21 protein-coding genes and 1 other RNA gene are annotated in these 22618 nt (G+C 58.4%); 5 read left to right on the top strand and 17 right to left on the bottom strand.

Annotated elements, in window-relative coordinates; translation table 11 throughout:
- The first annotated feature begins 109 nt into the window (after nucleotides 1–109).
- Both PQR67_RS07430 and PQR67_RS07425 read left to right on the top strand, forming a co-directional pair.
- Nucleotides 110–1189: a substrate-binding domain-containing protein gene (locus PQR67_RS07430; protein ID WP_408456430.1), complete on the top strand. Its 1080-nt coding sequence runs from the start codon at nucleotides 110–112 to the stop codon at nucleotides 1187–1189.
- A gap of 109 nt (nucleotides 1190–1298) precedes the next feature.
- Nucleotides 1299–1565 carry a hypothetical protein gene (locus PQR67_RS07425; protein WP_408456427.1) on the top strand — a complete coding sequence of 89 codons (267 nt, stop codon included), beginning with the start codon at nucleotides 1299–1301 and terminating at the stop codon, nucleotides 1563–1565.
- A 151-nt stretch (nucleotides 1566–1716) separates the two neighbouring features.
- Here PQR67_RS07425 and PQR67_RS07420 read toward each other — a convergent pair whose 3' ends face one another.
- The 9 genes from PQR67_RS07420 to PQR67_RS07380 form a co-directional block, all read right to left on the bottom strand.
- On the bottom strand, nucleotides 1717–2085 hold the full coding sequence (locus tag PQR67_RS07420) for a COG4315 family predicted lipoprotein (protein WP_408456562.1): 369 nt from the start codon (nucleotides 2083–2085) through the stop codon (nucleotides 1717–1719).
- A gap of 370 nt (nucleotides 2086–2455) precedes the next feature.
- Entirely contained in the window at nucleotides 2456–2692 is a 237-nt protein-coding gene (locus tag PQR67_RS07415) for an Ogr/Delta-like zinc finger protein (protein ID WP_408456425.1), read from the bottom strand.
- A gap of 121 nt (nucleotides 2693–2813) precedes the next feature.
- A complete protein-coding gene (locus PQR67_RS07410) occupies nucleotides 2814–3563 on the bottom strand; it encodes a hypothetical protein (protein ID WP_408456422.1) in 750 nt (249 codons plus the stop codon).
- 74 nt (nucleotides 3564–3637) lie between these two features.
- A complete protein-coding gene (locus PQR67_RS07405) occupies nucleotides 3638–3829 on the bottom strand; it encodes a hypothetical protein (RefSeq protein WP_200660234.1) in 192 nt (63 codons plus the stop codon).
- A 31-nt stretch (nucleotides 3830–3860) separates the two neighbouring features.
- Nucleotides 3861–4064, bottom strand: coding sequence for a hypothetical protein (locus tag PQR67_RS07400; RefSeq protein ID WP_408456419.1), 204 nt, complete (start codon nucleotides 4062–4064; stop codon nucleotides 3861–3863).
- 312 nt (nucleotides 4065–4376) lie between these two features.
- Entirely contained in the window at nucleotides 4377–4823 is a 447-nt protein-coding gene (locus tag PQR67_RS07395) for a hypothetical protein (RefSeq protein WP_408456417.1), read from the bottom strand.
- Between the two features lie 109 nt (nucleotides 4824–4932).
- Nucleotides 4933–7644 (bottom strand): DUF927 domain-containing protein, encoded by a 2712-nt coding sequence (locus PQR67_RS07390; RefSeq protein ID WP_408456414.1) that lies wholly within the window; start codon nucleotides 7642–7644, stop codon nucleotides 4933–4935.
- Nucleotides 7645–7653: 9 nt separating this feature from the next.
- Nucleotides 7654–7833: a hypothetical protein gene (locus PQR67_RS07385; RefSeq protein ID WP_408456412.1), complete on the bottom strand. Its 180-nt coding sequence runs from the start codon at nucleotides 7831–7833 to the stop codon at nucleotides 7654–7656.
- A 417-nt stretch (nucleotides 7834–8250) separates the two neighbouring features.
- Nucleotides 8251–8460, bottom strand: coding sequence for a helix-turn-helix transcriptional regulator (locus PQR67_RS07380; RefSeq protein WP_200660241.1), 210 nt, complete (start codon nucleotides 8458–8460; stop codon nucleotides 8251–8253).
- 171 nt (nucleotides 8461–8631) lie between these two features.
- Between PQR67_RS07380 and PQR67_RS07375 the strand changes: the two genes are divergently transcribed.
- Entirely contained in the window at nucleotides 8632–8904 is a 273-nt protein-coding gene (locus PQR67_RS07375; RefSeq protein ID WP_408456409.1) for a hypothetical protein, read from the top strand.
- Between the two features lie 1346 nt (nucleotides 8905–10250).
- Here PQR67_RS07375 and PQR67_RS07370 read toward each other — a convergent pair.
- The 8 genes from PQR67_RS07370 to ompA form a co-directional block, all read right to left on the bottom strand.
- Nucleotides 10251–10994 (bottom strand): hypothetical protein, encoded by a 744-nt coding sequence (locus PQR67_RS07370; protein WP_408456407.1) that lies wholly within the window; start codon nucleotides 10992–10994, stop codon nucleotides 10251–10253.
- 259 nt (nucleotides 10995–11253) lie between these two features.
- Complete coding sequence (locus tag PQR67_RS07365) at nucleotides 11254–12687, bottom strand: SEFIR domain-containing protein (protein ID WP_408456404.1); 1434 nt, start codon at nucleotides 12685–12687, stop codon at nucleotides 11254–11256.
- A 339-nt stretch (nucleotides 12688–13026) separates the two neighbouring features.
- Nucleotides 13027–14310, bottom strand: coding sequence for a hypothetical protein (locus PQR67_RS07360; RefSeq protein ID WP_408456401.1), 1284 nt, complete (start codon nucleotides 14308–14310; stop codon nucleotides 13027–13029).
- A 137-nt stretch (nucleotides 14311–14447) separates the two neighbouring features.
- Nucleotides 14448–15692, bottom strand: coding sequence for a tyrosine-type recombinase/integrase (locus PQR67_RS07355; RefSeq protein ID WP_408456398.1), 1245 nt, complete (start codon nucleotides 15690–15692; stop codon nucleotides 14448–14450).
- A 207-nt stretch (nucleotides 15693–15899) separates the two neighbouring features.
- Nucleotides 15900–16269: a transfer-messenger RNA gene (ssrA, locus tag PQR67_RS07350) on the bottom strand.
- A gap of 156 nt (nucleotides 16270–16425) precedes the next feature.
- On the bottom strand, nucleotides 16426–17139 hold the full coding sequence (locus PQR67_RS07345; RefSeq protein ID WP_408456396.1) for an HAD family hydrolase: 714 nt from the start codon (nucleotides 17137–17139) through the stop codon (nucleotides 16426–16428).
- 33 nt (nucleotides 17140–17172) lie between these two features.
- Complete coding sequence (ubiG, locus tag PQR67_RS07340; protein WP_408456393.1) at nucleotides 17173–17871, bottom strand: bifunctional 2-polyprenyl-6-hydroxyphenol methylase/3-demethylubiquinol 3-O-methyltransferase UbiG; 699 nt, start codon at nucleotides 17869–17871, stop codon at nucleotides 17173–17175.
- Nucleotides 17872–18093: 222 nt separating this feature from the next.
- A complete protein-coding gene (ompA, locus tag PQR67_RS07335; RefSeq protein ID WP_063496925.1) occupies nucleotides 18094–18741 on the bottom strand; it encodes an outer membrane protein OmpA in 648 nt (215 codons plus the stop codon).
- A gap of 498 nt (nucleotides 18742–19239) precedes the next feature.
- On the opposite strand from ompA, the gene gyrA reads away from it, so the two are divergent.
- Both gyrA and PQR67_RS07325 read left to right on the top strand, forming a co-directional pair.
- The gene (gyrA, locus tag PQR67_RS07330; protein ID WP_459251977.1) at nucleotides 19240–21876 is read left to right on the top strand and encodes a DNA gyrase subunit A; all 2637 of its coding nucleotides are present in this window, start codon (nucleotides 19240–19242) and stop codon (nucleotides 21874–21876) included.
- A 123-nt stretch (nucleotides 21877–21999) separates the two neighbouring features.
- Nucleotides 22000–22602: a DUF2059 domain-containing protein gene (locus PQR67_RS07325; protein WP_408456387.1), complete on the top strand. Its 603-nt coding sequence runs from the start codon at nucleotides 22000–22002 to the stop codon at nucleotides 22600–22602.
- The last annotated feature ends 16 nt before the right edge of the window (nucleotides 22603–22618 follow it).

Genomic DNA, 22618 nt, shown 5'->3' with positions numbered 1-22618 from the left:
TGCACTTGTCATTCATAATGTGTGCACTTATGCTTTGTTTATTCGATATGGGATAGCGGAACAATAGGCGGGTCGTAAGCCTCGTGCAATAGGAAAGAGTTGAGCATATATGATCAGGATCGAGTGTCAGGCGCAGCTGGTCGTGAAGAGCCCGGATGGCCGCGAGGCCAGCCTGTCGGACGTGGTGCCGCTGCTCGCGCTGGTGGACGAGTCCGGCAGCATCGCGCAGGCAGCGACGCTTAAGGGTTTGTCCTACCGTCACGCGTGGGGTTTGTTGCGCAGCATCGAGGAGCGTTTGGGTGGCCCGCTGATCGCGAAGGAACGGGGGCGCGGCTCGGTGCTGTCCGAACTCGGGCAGGCCGTGTTGCGCGCGCAGCGTCTGTGCGGCGAGCGGCTCGACGGCAACATGCAGGCGCTCGCGAGCGAAGTCGCCAGCGATCTGAACCGCTGGCTCGTGCCACCCGCCGACGACGTGCGGATCTACGCGTCGCACGGTTACGCCGTCGCGGCCCTGGTGACGGCATTGGTCGCGAATGATCTGCCGGTCGACATCAAATACCGCGACAGCGCGGATGCGGTTAGCGCGCTCGCCCGTGGCGAATGCGATCTGGCCGGCTTCCACTTACCGTTGGGCGAATTTCGCGCGGCATGTGCCAACACGTATCGGCGCTGGCTCGATCCGCAGCGTCACGTGCTGGTACACCTGACGAAGCGCAAGCAGGGCCTCTTTCTCGGCAAGGGAAATCCGAAGGGAATCGGCGGCTTGAGCGATCTCGCGCGCGACGACATTCGCTTCGTCAATCGTCAGCCCGGTTCCGGCACGCGCATGTTGCTCGACCTCGCGCTACGCAAAGTCGGAGTCGATCCGGACCGGGTCAACGGCTATGCTTCGGCGGAACTCACGCATTCGGCGATCGCGGCGTTCGTGGCAAGCGGCATGGCGGACGTGGGTTTCGGCGTCGAGCCGGCGGCCCATCACTTCGGGCTCGACTTCATTCCGATCGTCGACGAAGACTATTACTTCGCTTGCGACCGCGCCCGGCTGGAGCGCACGCCGCTTGCGACCGTGATCGGCCTGCTGCGCGGCGCCGCGTTTCGGCACAACGTCGACCAGCTCGAAGGCTACGATCCGCGCGACTGCGGCAAGCTACTCGATCTCGATGCCGGCCTTGGCCCAACCGCGCTGTAAGCAACTGTAAACAAATTGGTGCCGGCCCCGCTGCGAGGGGCGTTTGTTTGGGATAATCTCTAACCTTCCGCTTACGCCATAACCGCGCGCTGTGCCGCGCTGGATCGATATGAAAGTTCTTCTTCACGCATGTGCTGCAGCAGCGACGGCTAGTGTGCTCCTCGCTACCACGTCGGTTGCCTTCGCCCAGAATTCGCCGGGTGTGCCGGGCGGTATCCTGCAAGATCAGTTCCGTCTTGCCGAACATCCGCAGATGCCGTTCGCGGCGTCGGCGCCCTCGGACAAATACCAGTCCAACAAAAAGTCAGCCATGCGCAAGCGCGGCGACAACGGCGATCCGAACGGGTGTAATTTGCAGTGTCCTAAAGACGAATAAGCACGCGAGCTAGTTTTTTTGTTTGCGTGGTTCGTTTTTGGGTTCTGCTCTTGTGTTGAGTTGAGACGCCGGCATGCTGCCGGCGTTTTCGTTTCAGGTGTCTTGTTGGCGCGTTGCGTCGCTGGTTTCGTCATTTAGCGGCGTCGATGGATTAAGGCTTCGCTGTGTGCCACATGTCCTTGAAGCCGTCGCCTTTCATGTCGCCCGCCTGCTTGTCTGCCGCGTAGCGATACAGCGGATGACCTTTGTAGGCCCATTGCTGTTTGCCGTCCGCCGAAGGGATCAGGTTCCAGTCGCCCGACGGTTTGTCCGACGGGCTCGCCATGGCCGCCGGCCAGTTGCTCATGCAGCCGCCGGTGCAGGCGCTGGTGCCAGGTGTCGTGTCTTTGTCGAAGGTATAGAGCGTCATGCCGTCCGCGTTGACGAAGCGGCCGTCGACGATCTTCGGCGCTTCGGCAAAAGCGGTCTGTTGCAGGGCGAGGAGTGTCAGCGTGGAGAGGCAGCAGAGAGTCTTGCGCATGATGTTGGCTCCTGATTTGGACGTTGGGCGCGTGTGGGATGCGGTGTACGGGCGTGCGTGGGAAATAAACGATTCGCCGAGTTGTTTATTCCCCCGGGTTCGCGTGGCTTTGCTGCCCGCCAGCGAAAAGGCCCGCTCAATGAGCGGGCCTTCTGTTTTATCCGCGGCCAACAAAAAGCCCGCAAACAGCAGGCTGATTGCGGGCTTTGAGTCAAGCTTGAAACGGTGTTCTGGTGGGGCGGCGGGAATCGAATACTCCCGCCGAGGCCCTTCAATAAAGGGTCGGGAGGTTAGCTCCATGAGAGGTACCGTCAAAAGTACCGACACCTTCGTTTCCTGTAGCCCGATTCATTGCAAGCCGACGTCCTGCTTATCCCTTTTGCGCACGGTTCGCCTGGTGGTGCGGTGACAGGGGAATCTGGACGGCAGGATTCTCTAGGGCAGAAGGTACGACGGTATACACCACCTCAAGATGCGCGATGTAGATATGCCCGCAGTCGTCGTTTTCGCAACGATATCGGATTTCCCGCAGCGTATCGGACAGTTTGCGGCTCGTTCGGGCGCGGGCTCCCGCGGCGCAGATGGGGCAGGTGATAGAAATTCGCATGACACTCCAGGTGTTGCCCGCCTCGCGATGAGGTCCACATCAGCAGAAGCGGGCAGGTAATGACGGGGTAGGGCTGGATTCAGGTCGCCGGAAGACTAGGCGGCGATCCTGTGAGGCCGACCTACGCTCGAACCACGCTGCTCATGCGCTCACGCACCGTTGCCAAGGCGTGCGTCAGTCCTTCGGTAAACGTCCCGAGCGTCGGGGTAACAGGCAGATTTGATGCGTCGATCTTGCCTTGCATTACCTCCCGGATTTGCCACTTGACGACCGGGCCAAGGCGGTCGCTACTAGCAAGGGCTCCCAGATCGGGCGGAGCGAGTTGGTTACTTTCCTCTTGCGCGTCTGCTGACTCGAACATCTCGACTAGCCGGTTGAGTTCCTCCTTAATGATTTCGCGGCCGCCTGCAGCGATGGCCCGGGCGATGACCTCGCCGCATTGATCGAGGGCCGTATAGGCGATGGCCGCCGCCTGTGCGGTTTTGGCTTCGCGGTAGGCGTGTTCGTACTTTGCTGCAGCGTCATTTGCCGAAACAGTGGCCTCGAGCAGTTGGAAATCGGCCTCGACAAGCATTTCACTGTATTGGTCCAGCAGATCGTCGGCGTTACGCCGGGCTGCCAGCGCGGCTTTCGATTCGGACGTTACTGCCGCGTTCGAGACACGCAGCGCCGTTTTCAATGCGTTTCTGGCATCTTCGGCCGCCTGTGTCTGCTCACCAATCTGCCTGCGTAGCGTGGCGCAGTTCGTCGTCGTTTCAGCGAGCGTTCGGCCCGCGTCCGTTTCGTAGCCGCGCCGAGCGTGTTGCAGCGCTTCGACTGTGTGTGCAAAGGTCGAGTTTGCATCGTTGAGTTTTTGCTTGATATCCGACATGTTTGTTTTTCCTTTCTGAAAGTCGTTCTGTTTGTGGAGTGGCCCGCTCCGGTGCTTCGTTTGTTGCCGTTGCGTTAGCAATCGGTCTTGACCTCGCGATCGGTGTCCGTGGATTGCAATCCGGCCTGCGCATAGGGCACGCGGCCGTGCAGCCGGTGATGTTCGATGTTGTAAGCGCGCTGTGCGGCTTCCAGCTTTGCACTCGCGGCGGTGTATTCATCCTCAGCGACAGCGAGTGCATGTTTGAGGGTGATGACGGTTGTCATGTTGTTCTCCATGGGTAGTGGTAAAGAGCGGTCAGCGGACGCTGAGCCACCCGGACAGGCCCGCCCGGATCATCAGGCGGGCATAAAGCGTTTTCTGCTCTGACGGCAGGCGTTCGACCAGTTCGCGAAGCGTCGCGCGAACCTTCCGCTCCTGCAGTCGCAAGATGACGATTTCCTGCTGTGCCGCAGCCAGTTCGCCAGCCGGTTGCGTTTGAGTTGACGCATGGGTTTTCATTTGCTACCTCTCCACTTCGTTTCAGTGATATTCAATAAGCACTACTGAGTCTCATGGTGTTTCATGCCACGTCGTTTTTCCCATTCAGACAGCCACGATTGAATGCCTCCGGGTTCACGGCGCGGCGGTTGATGCGTTCCAGAAGAACGAAGTAGTCACGAAGCGCGACTTCATTTCTGGTTTTTTGAGGAGTAACTGGAGTAACAGCAGTAACATCCTTAAAAATCAAGTGCTTGCCGTGTTACTCCTGCAGTAGCACTGGAGTAACAGGAGTAACAGGCAGGTGAGTTACGGCTTGCTGTTACTCCTCTGTTACTCCTGTGTTACTCCCACTGAATCGATGCAGGTCATTGATTCAATGGGTGTTACTCCTGTTACTCCTGTTACTTCCGATTTAAGGGCGCGCGACCCTTTACTTTTTTCAGGACGATTGTGCGGTAGCCCGAAACAGGAGGTGCTTCCCGGTCTTCCTTCTGGATCGGGTTTTCGCGCTAGTTGGCTAACTGACGTGGCGGCCATGTTGCCGGTCCCCGCTGCTCGGCTCTTTCTTCGCTGCGCACGTAGATGGCGCAGCCGCCTGGCGATCGCGTCACGGCGCGGACGGCCGTCACGCAGGCGTGCGAGCCGACCCAGTTCGTCCATCCATGCCTGCTTTGTCGCGTCGAGGATGCGTTCGGCCTGTTCGAGTTTCGAGCGCGCATCGAAATACGCATGCGCTGCGCCGATGAATGTTTGTTTGAGCTTGAAAGCGGTGGTCAAGATTTCTCTGATTTCCAGTTAGGACTGCATATCTGATTAAGCAATTAGCTACGACGCAGTGCTGAGGTCTTTCCAGCTTGCCTGCGGCGCAAGGCCGCAGGCCGGCCGGTTAGCCGTCTACATCCAGTTTTTCGGGGTCGATGGCGTACAGTCGGGTTAGCCGGCCATCGGGTGCGCGGATTGGCACCGAGCGCTGGCCGTCCTGTTTCCTTGCAATCGCTCCGGCCGCATCGAGTGCTGACAATGCGCGATTCAGGTCATAGCCCTTGATGGCTTCCTTGATGCCTGCCGACGTGAACAGGTACAGGCGGTGGCCGCCTTCGATTCGCCAGTAACCGGCGCGATCGCGGATCGGCATGAACGGCGCACCCGTCACGTCGATATCGGAGAATCGGGCATCGCCGCATCGGTCGATGAAATCGGACACGGCACGCACAATGCCGACGTGTTCAGCACTGCGTCCGTGCGTGCCACGTTGATCCTGCCATGACCGGAACGCCCGTACAGCCGCTTGCGTTGGCTCGCCAGCTTTCCAGCCGACGATGCCGAATTCGAGCGCCAGTTCGCCAGCGAGCGCCGCAACGGCAAGCACGCGGGCAGCCCGGCGTTCCTGACCGTCTGGAGCATCAAAGTGCGCGAGCAGACTGGCAAGTCGTTCGGACAATTCGACGCCCGCCGTGCGCTCGGCGGCCAACTGGCGCGCGAACATCCGGCCCGCGTGGCCGTAGTGCTTTGCGGCAGCGTCACGCAGTGCGTCTGACAGGCGCGCACCCGAATCTACCCCGCGCAGATCATCAAACAGGCCGTAGCGACCAGACACAGGCATGTCGAGAATCCGCAAACCTTGTCCGGCCTTTGCCTCGATCCCGCCCGACTCGATGCGCGCTGCAATCGTCGTTTCTCCCGTCGATAGCACGAACACGCGCCATTGAGCGGCCTTACGTGCCTCGCCGTGTTTGTTCGCGCGGCTCTTGCCGGTCCCGTTGGCAAGTGCATACGCGGCTTCGTAGAGGTCGCGCGGCGCGCACTCACCGATTTCATCGAGCGCGAGCAGCGTGTCTGTGTGCATGGTGCCCGCGCCTTCCAGCCCGTTCGCTGTCGCACGCCATTGACGGCGAAATGACTGACCGCCCCACACGGAAATGCCAGCTACAAGCGCCGTGGTCTTGCCGGTACTCGAATCGCCGTAGATATGCAGACCGGCGCCGTCAATACATAGTGGTTCGAGAAGCACGCCTGCGAACGCGGCCGATATCGCGAGCATCAGGAGGGGATTGCCCTCGGCCAATGCCGCAACGCCACTTTTCCAGCCTGCAAGCGTTCCGGCCATGCCGTATGGCGCTGTGCGGCCAGCAGCCTGAAACCACACATCGTCGGCGCCGATCACTTCATCCGGCAGGACGAATGCACCGTCGTGCCAGCCGGTCAGTGTCGCCGCGCGCATATGGCGCTTCGGATGCTGGCTTGCGATGTAGCGCAGCACTTCACGCTTCTTGTGTTGCGAGATTTCGACACCGCCCGACAGCAAAATACCCAGCGCTTCGGCGCCGTCGCCAGCAAGCATTTCGGCCGGCATTGCCCACTTCTTCGAGATGCCGCGCCGCGACACGTAGCGCAGCAGGAAGCCGTAATTTTCATCTTCACGGTTCGAAGTCGTCGCATCGACGTACAGCGGCGAACAGATCCACTCGTCCACCATGACCGGCTCCTGGTCGTCACGCTGCTTGAAGTTGTGATGCCATACGCCCGGCTTGCGCTTTACTCCGTCAACTTCCTGCCAGTCACCATAAACGCACCAGCAGGGGCGCTGCTCCATGTTCGGCCACACCTGAGGCAAGGCAGCATTGATCAGGTCCTTGACGGCTATCAGGCCGTCTCTCTGGTGCAAGTCGTTCAGGTCCATCCCAGACGGCGGTACGGCGAGCGTGCCACCGACAGCGTGCGCCGCATCGGTCGCCGCCTTGAAGCCCGGATTGCTGCCGTTGGCTTTGGCATCGTTATCGACTGCAAACACCAGTACCGCTTTAGGGTGCTGCTCGCGCAGCGCACTGGCGACACGGCGTAGATTGCCCGCGTCGAATGCGACCGCCACGGCATAACTGGTTGCTTCGAACGCAGAGGCACCTGTTGCATACCCTTCGGCGATTACGATACGCGTGCAATCGTCGCCGATCAGGCAGAACGAACCGGCCTTCGCTCCACCACTTAGAAAGCGTTTCTCGCCGTTCGCAACGATGAATTCGAGTGACGTGAGGTCGCCGCTCGCCGCGCGTAGCGGGACCATCAGCGCGCCGTCGCAAGCCATGCCGCCGATGCGCAGGTTGCCGCGATACAGACGCAGGCCGTGGGCGCGCACTGTCTTGCCTTGCAGGTACGGATGATCGTCGGAAGCTGCGGCTGCGCTCTCCCATAGCGTGGATGCACGATCGGCGGCTCGCGTGCGCTGTTGTGCCTCGTCGGCCTGCGCGCGGGCGTCCTGTTCGGCGCGCTCGCGCTGCTCCCTTGCGTGGCGTGTCCGTTCGGCCGTCGTTGGCGTTGCGACGTGATGCTGTTTTGGGTCGAAGCCGTGGCTCTTCGCGATTTCGTACAGGCTGCCGATGCGGATGCCGCCCGATGCCTTGAGCGAGCGCCACGTATCGCGTGCAGCGGCTTCGTCATAACGCTCTGTCGTGCGGCTCCATGCGTCGAACAGCGCAAAGCCGTCCTCGCCGAATTCGTGCTTGAGCGCCGCGGCGATTTTCCACCAGGTATCGCGTGGTACGTCGGCGGGAATTGCCGACAGGGCGAGCGCTGCGCGTTCCCTTTCTGTGTGAGCTGTCATCGTTCGCTCTCACGCGTTGAGGGGTGATTGCTCTACGCGCTCGGCAACGGCCAGTAGCGCGGCGGCGGATACGTCGAGTGCGGCCGTATCGGTCGGAGCAAGCACCGCAGCACGCAGTGCGTTGCGGACGATCAAAAGCAGTTCAACGGAAAGGGGCGATTGCTCGGGACGAGCGGAGATAGGGCGCATGAGATGGCCTCCTATTGCAGCGGATCGAATCCCACTTCCCATCGCCAAATGGGGTGAGCGGGCACAAGGCAGGGTTGGCGAACCGGCGCAATAGGAAACCGGCAGACCCGAAGGTCTCCCCACCAAGGCCCGCCCATAGAAAGAGGCGCGCAAAGGCGTGCGGACGTAAAAAAACCGCGCTGAGGCGGTTGTCCGCCTACTGCTATACAGGTCGCCAAACCCGGTCACTGTTGTTTCAGCGACGACCTGAGTATAGACCGACAGGTAGCCCGGTGCAATGCCTCGCTGGAGCGCCTGCGCGCCTGGAATTGTCAGTTGGTGGGTGATACGATGGCTGTTCTTCACGGCAGTTCTATTTCGAATGAATTCTGGGCCGCACTTCGTGTGCGGCTTTTTTTCGTCTGTGCGACTCGCGTTTCACGCGGTCCCTTGCTGCGCGATCCATGCGCGCACTTCCTCTGCGCGCCATGCGGAGATGCCTGCCGATAGCTTGACCGGTTGCGGAAATGCACCGGCCTTGCAGCGCCGCCATAAGGTCGTCGCTGAAAACGGCACGAACTTCAATACCTGCGGTTGACGCAGGAACCCGGTTTCCGGGATCGACAGCGATTCTTTGGTCTCGCGCATCTGTGATTTCCTCTCTGAAATTCCAAGCAATTTCATGCGTTGGCATGTGAAGTCATCTTGCCGTCGCATAGCCTTTTATCCAACCGGTCGCATTTGTGTCCGGACTGACTACAAGTGAAGACGCGCGCACGGTAGACTGGTCTTTCCAACACAAAAAGAAGGAACACACGCATGAAGATCGTGCAAATAGCTACCGGGCCAACGGGAAATGGCGAGGATCATGACCATCGGTTGTATGCGCTGACGGATAGCGGCCAGGTCTTCCGCTTACAAGAGACTCAGGATGCAGAGGTGCGCGTCGATGGCGGCCCCATGATCGAACGGGCAGGATTTTGGACGTCGTACTGGAAGCCGCTGCCGGCGCTTGAAGTACAGGCTCCGACGCTTCGGCCTAATAAGACGCACGCAGATACAGATCCCAAGCACCTGATCAAGCCGCGGTAGTCGCAGTCTGCGCGAACGAATTCGCGGGGCCGTACCGCAAAGCGGTGGCACTGTTGCGGCGATGAGATGTAGTCACTACTCGTTGCCGTGCAGTCCCCACCCCGCCTGCGGGCTTCGCTTGGGTCGTTGAATTTGATGCAAAGTGCGATTCGCCCCGAAGGCCTTGCTGTGAGACATTCGGAAGATGTTTTGCAGTGGCAAACTGATGCAGTTTGATGCGCGCATGACTGATTTTGACGAAATAAATCGCGCCCATGTCGGGTGACCGTCATCGATCCAGTTCTGTCGATCAGACCCGGTGCCCCCTCAACCGAACTTTCGAAGGTACAACGGCCATTCGCTCTGTCAGATCGGAGCACCCGGAGCGGCCCGGGATGGGGCAGCGATGGCGTTGAGCGCTTCTGGTCTAATGCTCACGGGGCGGGCAGTGCGCCATGATGTCGCGGCAGATCGACGTAACTATCTGCTCGACTGAATTACGCCATGAGGTGAAGAAAGCATTCGGCTCAACCCAGTGAATACCGTTCGACGGCCGGATTAGGTGCGAAGGGAGAAGCCCCGGTTTATTGACAAGCCTAACGTTGACCTCGTTTCTCGGTATTTCATCTGGCGCACGTCCTGCTCGCGCTGAAGTCGGCCCACACACGACGACGACGGGCGCAACTTGGTGCTGGGCGGCATTTCTCCAAACCCGCACGTCCTCGTAGAAGTCTTGGTGAACGTTGTATCGATCTGCAGCAAGGACATCTACCTTAGATAGCATCTTGTGCAGCCGGTCTCGACAAAGATCGCGATCGATTGGCTTCAGACGAAGGCTATAGAGCGAATCAAGGCAGATAGCGACTGCATCAAGCAAGGATTTGACCGCACCCAGATAGGCAACCAGGTAGGTCTGTATAAACGATCGCCGATCGGAAAGGGTTTCCAGTAGATGCAAGTTCGTCGTCGATTGCTCGTTTATACAGCGCGATGTCAGCTAGGCGCCGCGCGATATTCTCGCAGTGATCCAGAAAGAATCTGTCGTACGCATCCGACATGTGCTGGGCTCGGTCACCGATGAAGACACCCAACTCCACTAGAGAGTCTGGCACCGCGATTCCCAAGAAAGGGAAAAGTGATCGATTATAGAAGTGGGCAACCGGCATTGTCCCTCCAGCAAAAGTTGGCACGGTTCTCGCGGCTTCGTGAGCCCGCCTGCATGGCCGCAAAGATGCTCTCTGCGATTTTATGTAGAGTTCTAAGAAGCAGCGATGTTCACTTGAAACGCGGGCAAGACGCAACGGGACGACGATGCTGCATGTTTGTCTGCCGCGTCATGTTGTAATCTCACGCACGTTGCGAATACATCACACGGAAGGGCGCTGCAATGAGTGCTCTCGCGCTGCCTGATAGTAGCTCGCGAGCTTGCGCGATTCAGGAGTGTCTTCCGACGCAAATGCCGATCCACCATGCGACAGGACTAGCGCGAAGCACAACAGGTCCAGCAGCGATATCAGACGATAGAAGTTGACGCTATCGCCATATCCATCAAATAGACCATGCAGAATGCCGTGCCGGTTTAGCTGGTCCAGTCCACCATAATTTTTCGTTTGGGCGTAAAGCCGCTCAGCAAAAAAATCTCGTAGTGATTCGAGCATGACGATGCGCTCCCCGTACCGGTGAGGTGAACGCTCCTCGTTAGCGATTAGTTCGTCTAGTTCGGGGATTATGAAGAACTTCTTCCCATTTTCCTCTGGACCCTTGCGCTCAGCCGCGATCTTGCGAAGTACACCCTCTAGCACTGGAGTGAGTGTTGACACTGCCGCATGCGGTAGCCCGATCACTGCCGCTTCGATAGACTCGGCGATTGGCATCCGGAAGTCGCGCACATAGATTGTCGAGCTGTACCGCGCCATCAGCGTTGCGGCTAAATAGTCGTCGTTGTAGAGCCTCGGAAGAACGTCGCGCAGGATGGTCTGCCGCTGTTCAGGAGACGCCGCACTCTCTATTGCGCTCGCTAACATATCAATCGCGCCGACGGTGAAGTATGCCGGCACAACCCAATCGACGGTCTTAAACGCGTCTGCGGCTCGCTTCAACCCCGTATCCATCGGACCCCCTTCTTTGAGCAGGAACCTACTTCAGTGATTGTACGGCCCAGCCCTGGCGATCAACTACGCGGGCGCGTTCCTGTTTCCGGAGGCGGTCGCTCGCAGCAACCTCTGCAACGATTCCGAGAGCGACCGCTTTGGCCAATGATTTGACGGGGTGGGCTTCTGTCTGAACGACCGGTTTCAAGGTGGAAGTGACGTACGAACGTGCGCACGACAGCGCGGCCCCAGGACCGTTCGGAGCTACGGCTCCGGATACTCACTCCTTTGTCGCGATCGTGTCGGCGGCGGTCAACCATTCAACGGGGAGACGAGTGTAACCAGCCTGAGGCAAGCGGTCGTCGGCCGCCAAGCGCTCGATCCAAGCGCGCATCTGTTCGCCCGTATCAAGACCGAACAGCACCCGTAGCTTGTTGAAGAACTTTGTCGAACTCGCACGGGCAAAAACAGGCATGGGTGCTCGCCCAGGTCCAAGATAAATCACCGTGTACGGCCACCAATAAGCGCCAGCCCGTTTGAAGTGCATGAAAAGCAGGACATCAGCTTGCGCCAGCGACTCGAAGCGAGTAAAGGCAGATTTACATCGGTCATGCAGTAAGTCACCCCGGAGCGAAGTCCGCTGCAGCTTCAGCCGTTCATTTCGCCTATCCAGCGATCCCGTGCCCGAGTTGATCGCAGCAGCGGAAACCATTGGATTACCTCCAAATACACGGCTATTCGCAACGTAGAATTCAGTTGCAATCAAGGTTCGCGCTTGTTCAAAATGTTCGCCATCGATAAAGATCGCGATTGTGTGTAGAAAAAGCTCGTGCGTGACGAAGATAAAATTATCGAAATCCCAATCGGAGTAACTATTTACGTTCGAAGGTGGTCCGTAGTAACCGAGCAGCTCTTCGAAGAATCTATGAATTTTCAGTAGATTTTCTTCGGTTGGTTGATACCGAGCGACTGCTTGAATTACAGCCAGCACATCGTCTCGCGTGGCTCGGAACGACTCGATAGATCTAATTACCTGTTCGTCAAACTCTGTGGTGGCGTCTTTAACGATTCGCAACTCCCCGAACTCGACGGCCACGCTCGATAGATAGTCTACCAACGCCGCCGTCGCGGTGGGTTTCCCCTCGCGCAAATGATCTAGAGCACGCTTCATTGCCGATCTATTACCCAACGTCCTTGCTGCGGTGTCCGTGAGAAAGTCCGGTGTCTTTCCAAGTGATGGCTTCACATAAAGCGACTTGTCATATACCCACCGGACTAGGCGCTCGTATTCCTGCTCGTAGCGGTCAGCATCCGTCAGGTCAATGTGGATACGGCTTTTGTAGTAGGCAGGAACGGCTGCATGTCCATCCGCATCCTTTTCTGCAATTACTGCGACGAACTTGTCTTGCGCGGTGTTGCTATAGATCTCGCCAGTGATAATCTGAGTTTCCGTCCCTACGCCACCACCCCGCTTATCGGCTTTATTCGCGTAAGCAACATCGCAGATCATCGCGACTTTTTTGATATCCGGGTCGGTAACCATCCGCTCCATAAAGGCGTGAGCGTCGTGGCCTTCTCGCAAGTCCCACTTGTCTAGTATTACCTCGATATTGTCATCCACCAGACGCTCCGCAAGCTCAATCACCCAACGCTCATGTGCGGACGTGGTCCAACTGTAAGAGATAAAAAGCTTGGGAGGCGATGTGTTCGACATTCGATGATCTCAATTTGACCTGCCATGATTGGCAAGAAGCATTCTAATCAGAAGACTAGTCGGTGGCTATTTCTGCTACAGGTCGTTGCCGCTTCAGTCAAAGCGCTCTCCGACGACCGCGCGTTCGGCTTGCCGGGGCGAACAATTGGAGGTGTGCGTTCACTAGCAATCGATTAGGGGAAACAAGTCTGAGCCGAGTTCGAACGTCCGATTGATCGTACAGGCGGATGACGCTTCATGGCTGAATCCAGTTGGATGATGGCCGCCTCAGTTTGACCCGCAACGGACATTTGTAATTCTTGATATCGGTCGTTCAACGAATTCGGACATCGCCAATCGTCAATATGCCTCAACACTGAAGATCCCGAAACGGGGATCTGCGTACGAAGGGTGGTTGCGGTTTTTGATCAGGTACGAAGGCCCAGCCGCGCTTGTCGTGCCGCCCCCGCCGCTGTTGTCGATTACGCCATGCGAACGATAGACGACCGTATGGATGTGTGCGCTCGACGGCCTTTGCAGGAAGTCGGATGTCATGATTTGCAGACCAGTGGCAGCGGACCGGGAGGAGCTATCCAATTGCCCCAGACTGATCAATTGATCTGATGTAAGCGCGTGTAGTTGGACAGCAAGCATAGCGGGGCGCGTCCCGGTGAACTGGCCCTTCGCCGCTTCGCGCAACTGACGCCTCATCCCGTCGAGTACTTCATCTTGCTTCTGACTTGCGAGGGATAGAATCACGGCACGCTGGCCCGGCGAAAACAGGATCATCAGGTTGACATTTGATCGACCCGTGCGCGCCCGCACAAACTGATCAACCTCATCCCGTGAAATTTCCCCTGGAGCTTTGCTGAACGGGCTATCGTTGATTAGAAAATCCCAGATCCGAACCGTGCAGTGCTCGGTTTGCGTCAATGCTTCACCCTGAAGCAGCCCCTTTCTAACCGCAGCTTCGATTTCACGATGCTGCGCGGGCGCCGGGGTCAGGCGATCCGGTATCGTGACCGCCACGATCAGTCCCTTTGTAGCAGAATTGTATGTTTCGACCAATATCGCCGCTAACTGCTTGTAGAGCGTTGCGCTTCGGCGCCGGTGGATCTTTCGACCGAGGTCAGCCGAGAACATCTTGCACTCGACCTCGATCTCGACATCGTCCTTCCTAGCGACAAAGTCAACGCCTCCACCATATTCCATGTCCTGAAATTCGACGTCGAAACCTCGGTGAATAAGGTGGACTGCGGTTGTAATTTCATGCTGAATTGAAAGCAGCCCCTTGTCCTCTTTCAGGCCATCCAGCAGCACGCCACGCAGTCTTCGCCGACCGCTCTCGCTGAGGTGCTCGTGGCACCGTACAGTACCTGCGGCAAAGGCCACCAGCTCGTATTGTGACTGGGTCTGCAGTCTGAACGGTTGATTCGGCTTCAGCGACAAGTCCGACAGAGTCTCGCGCATTTCCCACTCAATTGCGCACCTTTCCCGCAGCCAGTTTTCCATCAGGGGATTTTCGCTGAGTTCCCGCTGGAGCCATTTGAAGCGACGCTCCCAAGCCTCGATCCCTGTGATCTGCATCAGGGCTTGTAGGAGGTCCGCCACTTCGGTATCGCGAATCTCAATGGAAAATCTCATATCTCGTCACCTAGCCCTGAAGGAGACGTTATTGTCAGCAATTCGTGGAAGGATGTCGAATGACCAGAGTTGGCCGGGGGGCGTTTTGAAGCGGCCGAGTCGGACGTCACAGGCGTAACGCAAATTAGGCGGCAAGTCTATGTCGATCGTTCCATAGAAATAGCAGCTTCGCCTGTCGCTAACTTGTCGCAGTAATCCGCCCATCGCTGCATCATTTCAGTTCGCTCATCGAGCCATTGTGTCCGATTGTAGGCGCGCCCATGGACGTCCTTGACTGCGTGAGCGAGCTGGTGATCTACGTATTCGGCTGGAATTCGAAGACGTTCCACTGCCAGCGTTCTGACCGAGGCCCGAAAACCATGTCCGGTCATCTCATCTTTACCATATCCCATGCGCCTTAGCGCCGACAAAATGCCGTTGTCGCTCATAGGTCGAGTGCGGGTGCGCGGGGAAGGGAAGAGGTAGCCTTCGGGACCCGTCTGGGTATGCAGGTCCCTCAGAATCACTACGGCCTGTCGCGACAGTGGCACGATGTGCGCGCTACCAAGCTGTTTCTCGGCCTTGGGCCGTTTCATCCGATCTGACGGAATTTCCCATCGCGCCACTTCCAGGTCGAATTCTTCCCATCGCGCCTTGCGGAGTTCGCCGGGGCGCTGGAATACCAATGGCGCCAGACTTAAGGCAGCACGCGTGATGGCGGAACCTCTGTACTCAGCAATGGCGCGGAGGAGTCCGCCGAACTCCTTCGGGTCCGTGATGGCGGCATGGTGCCTGACTAGAGGAATTTTGAGTGCGCCGCGGCTGAAATTTTCGGTCGGGTCCCGCTCGGCACGCGCGGTTTCGATCCCATATCTGAATATTTGCGAGCAGTCGCTTTTCGCACGGTGCGCGGTCTCGATTGCCCCTCGGTCTTCTATACGTCGCAGCACGGCCAGTATTTCTGGCGTCGTGACCGAGATGATTGGCCGGTTGCCGATGAACGGGAAAATGTCGCGCTCCAGGCGGCGGATGATGCGATCGCCGTGGCTATCCACCCACGTATCACGCTGCCGCTCAAACCATTCCCGACCGATTTCTTCGAACGTGTTGATAGCTGCCAGCCGGGACACCAGCTTGCCGTGTTTTCGCTCTGCCATCGGGTCGCTACCATCCGCCAGTATCGCGCGGGCATCCCTATGCGCGACTCGTGCAGCTTCAAGTGTCACGGTCGGATATGTCCCCAAAGCCATGGTTTTGCGAATGCCGCAGAACCGATAGTCCCAACGCCAGTACTTGCCCCCGTCAGTCTTCACGAGCAAATACAGGCCGCCCCAATCGGCGATTTTGTACGCTTTTTCCTTTGGCGCAGCCTTTTTGCACTGTATGTCTTTGATTTTGTACATTGTTTTTGAGTTTGGCGGTACTTTTTCGGCGAAACAGCCAGATTTTACCAAGTACCGCCAGAAGTGCCGCCAAAACTGACGGTATGTGGTGCAACCCCACGATACGGCTTGAAATGGCTTCTGGAAAGAAAAAACCCGCGAGAGCTAGGCTGCACGCGGGTTTCGGGACGGCTTGAACTTGCTTGAAACTACTTGAAAAAGGTGTTCTGGTGGAGGCGGCGGGAATCGAACCCGCGTCCAGAAGCACTCTACGACTAGTTCTACATACTTAGTTCTGTCATTTGATTTAACCACCACGACGCGGACGAACACGCTGCGTGACGGCGATTCACTAGATTTTCGACCTTGGCGTCGTGACGCCGCCAAGACTTAACTGACGTATATGACCTCTGTCGGTATTGCTACCGGTCTTGCGACTCTAGCCCGTCAGTGAACTAGGCAGAGGACGGCGGCCCTTAGGCTGCCAGTGCGAACGTTTCGTCGTTTGCAGTTACGTTTTTCCCATTGATTAACGAGGTGACGGGTCCTCGGTATGCCCTAGCCGCTTCGCAACCCCTGTCGAAACCAGGTCGCCCCCGCGGTTCGTTGCCCAAAATATCTGGGCCAACGTAGATTTTACAATAGTTTGACAGCCACGTCCTGACTGATTGCTTTGTTGTCTTACTGTTCCGTAGCGCCGCGGCGAGGCAACTTCGTGCTGCATGTGCAGCGTCCGCCGGGTTCGTCTATGCGCTCAGCCTATGTCGCGCAGCAGGTTCTGCAATTCAGCGGGCGATTGCACCACATGCTGCGCATGCCATTTCGTCGGCGGAATGTCGTTGCCGCAGTAGCCGTAGGCGGCCGCGATGGTCTTCATGCCTGCCGCGAAACCCGCCTGTACGTCGCGCAGGTCGTCGCCGACGTAGATGATGCGTTCCGGCACCACACCCAATTCGCGCGCAGCGTGCAACAAGGGCGCGGGGTGCGGCTTCGAATGCGGCGTCGTGTCGCCGCTTACTACGCAGCCCGCACGCTCTTCGAGGCCGAGTTGTGCGATCAACGGCTCGGTGAGCCTTGCCACCTTGTTCGTCACGATGCCCCAACGCACGCCCCGCGCATCGAGATCGTCGAGCAATTCGGGGATGCCAGGAAACAGCGTGGTTTCGATACACAAGTCTGCTTCGTAGTTGGCGAGAAACTCCTCGCGCATCGACGCGAACTCGTGGTTGTCAGGGCCGATGCCGAACGCCCCGCCAATCAGTCCGCGCGCGCCCGCCGACGCGAGCGGCCGCAGGTCCTCGAGCGGCACCATCTCGAGGCTGCGATCATGGCGCATTTTGTTGACGGCGGCCGCCAGATCGGGTGCGGTATCGGCGAGCGTACCGTCGAGGTCGAACAGGACAGCCTGGCAAAGACCGAGTGCGTCGTCGTTGTCTTCGCGTTGGGGCAGGGGCGTGGGATCGCTCATTGAGTGGATTGAGTCCGGGCAGGTCGGGACGGATCAGACGTCGCGGCGGCAGGCGAGCATGTAGTTCACGCTCGTGTCGTCGGACAGCGTGAAATGCTTGCTGAGCGGGTTGTAAACGATACCCTTGATGTCGGCCGTGCGCAGGCCGGCGGCGCGCACGAAGCCCGCCAATTCCGATGGACGGATGAAGCGCGCGTAGTCGTGGGTACCCTTGGGCAGCATCCGCGCGATATATTCGGCGCCGATCACCGCGAACAGATATGACTTCACGTTGCGGTTCAATGTGGAGAAAAACACCCAGCCGCCCGGTTTCACCAGCGTCTTGCATGCCTCGACGATGGCAGCCGGTTCGGGCACATGCTCCAGCATTTCCATGCAGGTGACGACGTCGTAAGTACCCGGTTCGCGGGCGGCGAGCGCTTCAGCGGCGATTTCTTCGTAACTGACGGTTACACCGCTTTCAAGGCTGTGAAGATCCGCCACGCCGAGCGCCTGGCTCGACAGGTCGATTCCTTTCACGTGCGCCCCCAAGCCCGCCATCGACTCCGACAGAATGCCGCCGCCGCAGCCGATATCCAGCACGGTCTTACCGGCGAGATGCGCGTGCGCGTCGATCCAGCCCAAGCGAATCGGATTGAGTTCATGCAGCGGTTTGAATTCGGCGTTCGGGTCCCACCAACGATGCGCAAGGTCGCTGAATTTCTGCAGTTCGTGGGGATCGGCGTTGGTCATAGCGGAAGCTGCCTCGATGAGAGCGTTGAGCGGGCGCTCGAGGATAAACCCTGAGTATATAGGCCGAGTGGCGGGGCGGCAAAATGCCGCGCAACGGCTGGCTAGTGCTGTTCTGCCAAGCGGGCGGATGATGCTCGGAGGAGAAGACGAGCAGCATCCGCAGCAGTGGCATAAAAAAAGCCCCGCCGAAGCGGGGCTTTGATACTGCGGTAATTTTGTAGCTTACTGCTTCGAAGTACCGACAACTTCGACTTCCACGCGACGATCCGGTGCGAGGCAGGCGACGAGTTGCTTGTGGTTCTTCTGGTTGCAACCGGTCGTGACCGGGTTGCGCTTGCCCTTGCCTTCCGTATAGATACGGTTGGATTCGATGCCCTTGCTGACGAGGTACGACTTCACAGCTTGAGCGCGGCGCAGCGACAGACGGTCGTTGTACTTGTCCGAACCGATACGGTCCGTGTAACCCGTTGCAACGATGACTTCCAGGTTCAGCGCGCCGACCTTCGATGCCAGATCGTCCAGCTTTTCCTTGCCAGCCGGCTTCAGGATAGCCTTGTCGAAGTCGAACAGAGCGTCAGCTTGATACGTAATCTTTTGGCTCGTAATAGCCGGTGCAGGTGCGACCGGAGCCGGCGGGGTCGGAGCCTGAGCAACCAGGGCGCCATCGCACTTAGCGTTGGCCGTTGCCGGCGTCCAGAATGCATCGCGCCAGCAAAGCTCGTTCGTGCCGTTCATCCACACGTATTCGCCGGTACCATTCACCCAGTTGTCGTTCGTGGCTTGTCGCGACGCCGGCACCGATTGTGCCATGGCGGATGCAGCCATAACTGCGGTAGCTGCAATGAACGCGAGCTTTGAAAGTTTATTCATATTTCTCCTCTCGAAATTGAGATTACCGCAGGTTTACTGCGAGCCTGTTGACGAAGACAAGTCATACATTGCTCGAAGTATAACATCGGTGTAGAACAAAAAACGTGCTGTGTAGACTTCGAGCAGTGTCTAACTCTTTGTGCGTTGGCATTTTGCCATATCGTTCCCTTCCAACGATAAAAAAATCTGCCCCCGATCAAATCGCCCTCCAATTGTGGTGCATGCGCAACAGAAGCAATCCGCTGGAGGCACCGCCAGTCATGGCTGAGCGGCGGATTGCCCCACGCACAAATCGAGCCTGCCCCGGCTTGATCAGGGGGCGTTCAGGCGCCGTTCCCGTTCGCCTGCTAATAGGTATACGTACCCCCGCCGGGGGCGGATGCGCGGCATGTTAGAATCGCGTGATGCGTTGCGCCTGCAATGCTTACGCGAAGGCGCGGCGAGTTGGGCTTCAAGCGAGCTTCATGCCGTCGCCTTGGCACGTAAAAGATACGGATAATGGATCAATTCGCCAAAGAGACTCTGCCAATCTCCCTAGAGGAGGAAATGCGCCGTTCGTATCTCGATTACGCGATGAGCGTGATCGTGGGGCGTGCGCTTCCCGATGTTCGCGATGGCCTGAAGCCGGTGCACCGGCGCGTGCTGTACGCGATGCACGAACTGAATAACGACTGGAACCGGGCTTACAAGAAGTCGGCGCGTATTGTCGGCGACGTCATCGGTAAATATCACCCGCACGGCGACACGGCTGTCTACGACACAATTGTCCGGATGGCGCAGAACTTCTCGCTGCGCTATATGCTGGTTGACGGTCAGGGCAACTTCGGTTCGGTCGACGGCGACAACGCCGCGGCCATGCGGTACACCGAAATCCGCATGGCAAAGATCGGCCACGAACTGCTGGCCGATATCGACAAGGAAACGGTCGATTTCACGCCGAACTATGACGGCAGTGAAAACGAACCGGCTATCCTGCCGGCGCGTATTCCCAATCTGCTGATCAATGGCTCGTCCGGTATCGCGGTCGGCATGGCGACCAACATCCCGCCGCACAATCTCAATGAGGTTGTGGACGCATGTCAGCATCTGCTGAAAAACCCGGAAGCCACGATCGACGAACTGATCGAGATCATCCCGGCGCCTGACTTCCCGACCGCCGGCATCATCTACGGTGTGGCCGGCGTGCGCGACGGCTATCGCACCGGCCGCGGCCGAGTGCTGATGCGCGCGCTCACGCACTTCGAGGAAATCGACCGCGGTCAGCGCATGTCGATCATTGTCGACGAGTTGCCGTACCAGGTGAACAAGCGCTCACTTCTGGAGCGTATCGCCGAACTGGTCAACGAGAAGAAGCTCGAAGGCATCTCCGACATCCGCGACGAATCCGACAAGAGCGGCATGCGCGTCGTGATCGAGTTGAAGCGCGGCGAAGTACCGGAAGTCGTGCTCAACAATCTGTATAAGGCGACCCAGCTTCAGGACACCTTCGGCATGAACATGGTCGCGCTGGTCGACGGCCAGCCGAAGCTGCTGAACCTGAAGGAAATGCTGTCGTGCTTCCTGTCGCACCGCCGGGAAGTGCTGACGCGGCGCACTGTATACGAACTGCGCAAAGCCCGTGAACGTGGTCATGTGCTCGAAGGTCTGGCGGTTGCGCTCGCCAACATCGACGACTTCATCGCAATCATCAAGGCAGCGCCGACTCCGCCCATCGCCAAGCAGGAATTGATGGCGCGCCCGTGGGATTCGTCGCTGGTCCGCGAAATGTTGGCGCGTGCCGAAACGGAAAACGCGTCGGCGGGTGGCCGCGAGGCTTACCGCCCCGACGGTTTGAACCCGTCCTTCGGTATGCAGTCCGACGGGCTCTACCGCTTGTCCGACACCCAGGCTCAGGAAATCTTGCAGATGCGTCTGCAACGCCTGACGGGTCTGGAGCAAGACAAGATCATTGGCGAGTACCGCGAAGTGATGGCGCAAATCGCCGACCTGCTAGACATTCTGGCCCGCCCGGAGCGCATTACGGCGATCATCGTCGGCGAACTGACGTCGATCAAGGCCGAATTCGGCGACGCACGCCGCTCGAAGATCGAGCTGAACGCAACCGAGCTGAACACCGAAGACCTGATCACGCCGCAAGAGATGGTGGTGACCATGTCGCACGCCGGCTACGTGAAATCGCAGCCGTTGTCCGAATATAGCGCGCAGAAGCGCGGTGGTCGCGGCAAACAGGCCACGGCGATGAAAGAAGACGACTGGATCGACACGCTGTTCATTGCGAACACGCACGATCACATTCTGTGCTTCTCGAATCGTGGCCGTGTCTACAGCGTAAAGGTCTACGAAGTGCCGCAAGGCTCGCGGAACTCGCGCGGCCGTCCGATCGTCAATATCTTCCCGCTTCAGGACGGCGAGAAGATTACGGTTGTCTTGCCGGTAAAGGAATTCTCGGCTGACAAATTCGTCTTTATGGGCACCGCGTTAGGAACTGTAAAAAAGACGCCGTTGGAAGCCTTTGGCCGCGTGTTGCGTAAAGGTATTATTGCGGTCGGTCTGGATGACGGCGACTACCTGATCGGCGCCGCCATCACAGACGGCCAGCATGACGTGATGCTGTTCTCGGATTCCGGCAAGGCAGTGCGTTTCGACGAGAACGACGTTCGTCCGATGGGACGTGAGGCGCGTGGCGTGCGCGGCATGCAACTCGAAGACGGCCAGAGCGTGATCGCCTTGCTGGTGGCCGGCGACGAGCAGCAGTCGGTGCTCACCGCAACCGAAAACGGCTACGGCAAGCGCACGCCGATCATCGAGTACACGCGCCACGGCCGCGGCACGAAGGGAATGATCGCAATCCAGACCTCGGAGCGTAACGGCAAGGTCGTCGCCGCCACGCTGGTGGATCAGGAAGCGCAGATCATGCTGATCACCAATACGGGCGTGCTGATTCGCACGCGTGTATCGGAAATTCGGGAAATGGGGCGCGCAACCCAAGGTGTTACACTCATCAGCCTTGACGAAGGGACCAAGCTTTCAGGTCTGCAACAGGTTGCTGAGGCGGAAGCGGATATCGATGTGGAAGGCGACACCGAAGGTCCTGCCGAAGGCGACAATGGCGGTGAAGACGGTGGTGCGGCCTGATTCACGTCGGCAGCTTTCAGTCTCAGTTATTGGTTGAAAGCTGCGCAGGGAACAATGGCGTGTCGGGCCGATACGCATCCCGCGCAGCTTGCAGTTCAAGTTAATTTCTCTTAGGGAGTAATGATGCAAAAACGATTCAAACAACTGATGTTGCTGGCTGCTCTCGTGCCGACCTTCGCTATGGCTCAAGCGCTTCAGAGCCCGGCCCCGGCGGCTCAGGCTGCTGCCGCTGCACCGGTTGATCCGGCCAAGCAGGCTGCAATCAAAGACCTGCTGGACGCAATCGACGCACAGAAGCTCGTTGGCGCAATTGGCAACAGCGCCCAGATGCAAGCCAAGCAACTGGTCCCGGCTATCCTGTCGGACGCCCTGAGCGAAAACAAGACGATGACGGACAAGCAAAAGCAGGCTTCCGTCCCGACGCTGCAAAAGAACGCAGTGCCGAAGCTGGTTGACGGCGCAGGCCAGGTGTTCGCAACGGACTCGTTCCGTCAAGACGCAATGCAAGCTCAGTACGACGCTTACGCGAAGTACTACAGCACGTCGGAAATCAAGGATCTGACCGCGTTCTACAAGAGCCCGACCGGCCGCAAGTTCATCCAGGTGCAAGACCAGGTTGGCCGCGACGTCGTGAATGGCTTGATGCAAAAGTACATGCCGCAATCGATCAAGGCAACGCGCGACCAGGCTGACAAGGAAGTCGCTTCGGTCAAGCCGGCTAAGTAAGTCAGCTTTAGCCCAA

This window comes from Paraburkholderia fungorum, from assembly GCF_046026025.1.
Lineage (GTDB): Bacteria > Pseudomonadota > Gammaproteobacteria > Burkholderiales > Burkholderiaceae > Paraburkholderia > Paraburkholderia fungorum_E.
This window is presented reverse-complemented; position numbering and strand designations above follow the sequence as displayed.

Bases quoted from the DNA above. Each gene is read 5' to 3' on its own strand.
- PQR67_RS07355 (WP_408456398.1), bottom strand. From the start codon at position 15,692: ATGTACAAAATCAAAGACATACAGTGCAAAAAGGCTGCGCCAAAGGAA.
- PQR67_RS07345 (WP_408456396.1), bottom strand. From the start codon at position 17,139: ATGAGCGATCCCACGCCCCTGCCCCAACGCGAAGACAACGACGACGCA.
- PQR67_RS07385 (WP_408456412.1), bottom strand. From the start codon at position 7,833: ATGCGCCCTATCTCCGCTCGTCCCGAGCAATCGCCCCTTTCCGTTGAA.
- PQR67_RS07360 (WP_408456401.1), bottom strand. From the start codon at position 14,310: ATGAGATTTTCCATTGAGATTCGCGATACCGAAGTGGCGGACCTCCTA.
- ubiG (WP_408456393.1), bottom strand. From the start codon at position 17,871: ATGACCAACGCCGATCCCCACGAACTGCAGAAATTCAGCGACCTTGCG.
- gyrA (WP_459251977.1), top strand. From the start codon at position 19,240: ATGGATCAATTCGCCAAAGAGACTCTGCCAATCTCCCTAGAGGAGGAA.
- PQR67_RS07375 (WP_408456409.1), top strand. From the start codon at position 8,632: ATGAAGATCGTGCAAATAGCTACCGGGCCAACGGGAAATGGCGAGGAT.
- PQR67_RS07390 (WP_408456414.1), bottom strand. From the start codon at position 7,644: ATGACAGCTCACACAGAAAGGGAACGCGCAGCGCTCGCCCTGTCGGCA.
- PQR67_RS07410 (WP_408456422.1), bottom strand. From the start codon at position 3,563: ATGTCGGATATCAAGCAAAAACTCAACGATGCAAACTCGACCTTTGCA.
- ompA (WP_063496925.1), bottom strand. From the start codon at position 18,741: ATGAATAAACTTTCAAAGCTCGCGTTCATTGCAGCTACCGCAGTTATG.
- PQR67_RS07405 (WP_200660234.1), bottom strand. From the start codon at position 3,829: ATGACAACCGTCATCACCCTCAAACATGCACTCGCTGTCGCTGAGGAT.
- PQR67_RS07365 (WP_408456404.1), bottom strand. From the start codon at position 12,687: ATGTCGAACACATCGCCTCCCAAGCTTTTTATCTCTTACAGTTGGACC.
- PQR67_RS07415 (WP_408456425.1), bottom strand. From the start codon at position 2,692: ATGCGAATTTCTATCACCTGCCCCATCTGCGCCGCGGGAGCCCGCGCC.
- PQR67_RS07380 (WP_200660241.1), bottom strand. From the start codon at position 8,460: ATGCGCGAGACCAAAGAATCGCTGTCGATCCCGGAAACCGGGTTCCTG.
- PQR67_RS07370 (WP_408456407.1), bottom strand. From the start codon at position 10,994: ATGGATACGGGGTTGAAGCGAGCCGCAGACGCGTTTAAGACCGTCGAT.
- PQR67_RS07420 (WP_408456562.1), bottom strand. From the start codon at position 2,085: ATGCGCAAGACTCTCTGCTGCCTCTCCACGCTGACACTCCTCGCCCTG.
- PQR67_RS07325 (WP_408456387.1), top strand. From the start codon at position 22,000: ATGCAAAAACGATTCAAACAACTGATGTTGCTGGCTGCTCTCGTGCCG.
- PQR67_RS07430 (WP_408456430.1), top strand. From the start codon at position 110: ATGATCAGGATCGAGTGTCAGGCGCAGCTGGTCGTGAAGAGCCCGGAT.
- PQR67_RS07400 (WP_408456419.1), bottom strand. From the start codon at position 4,064: ATGAAAACCCATGCGTCAACTCAAACGCAACCGGCTGGCGAACTGGCT.
- PQR67_RS07425 (WP_408456427.1), top strand. From the start codon at position 1,299: ATGAAAGTTCTTCTTCACGCATGTGCTGCAGCAGCGACGGCTAGTGTG.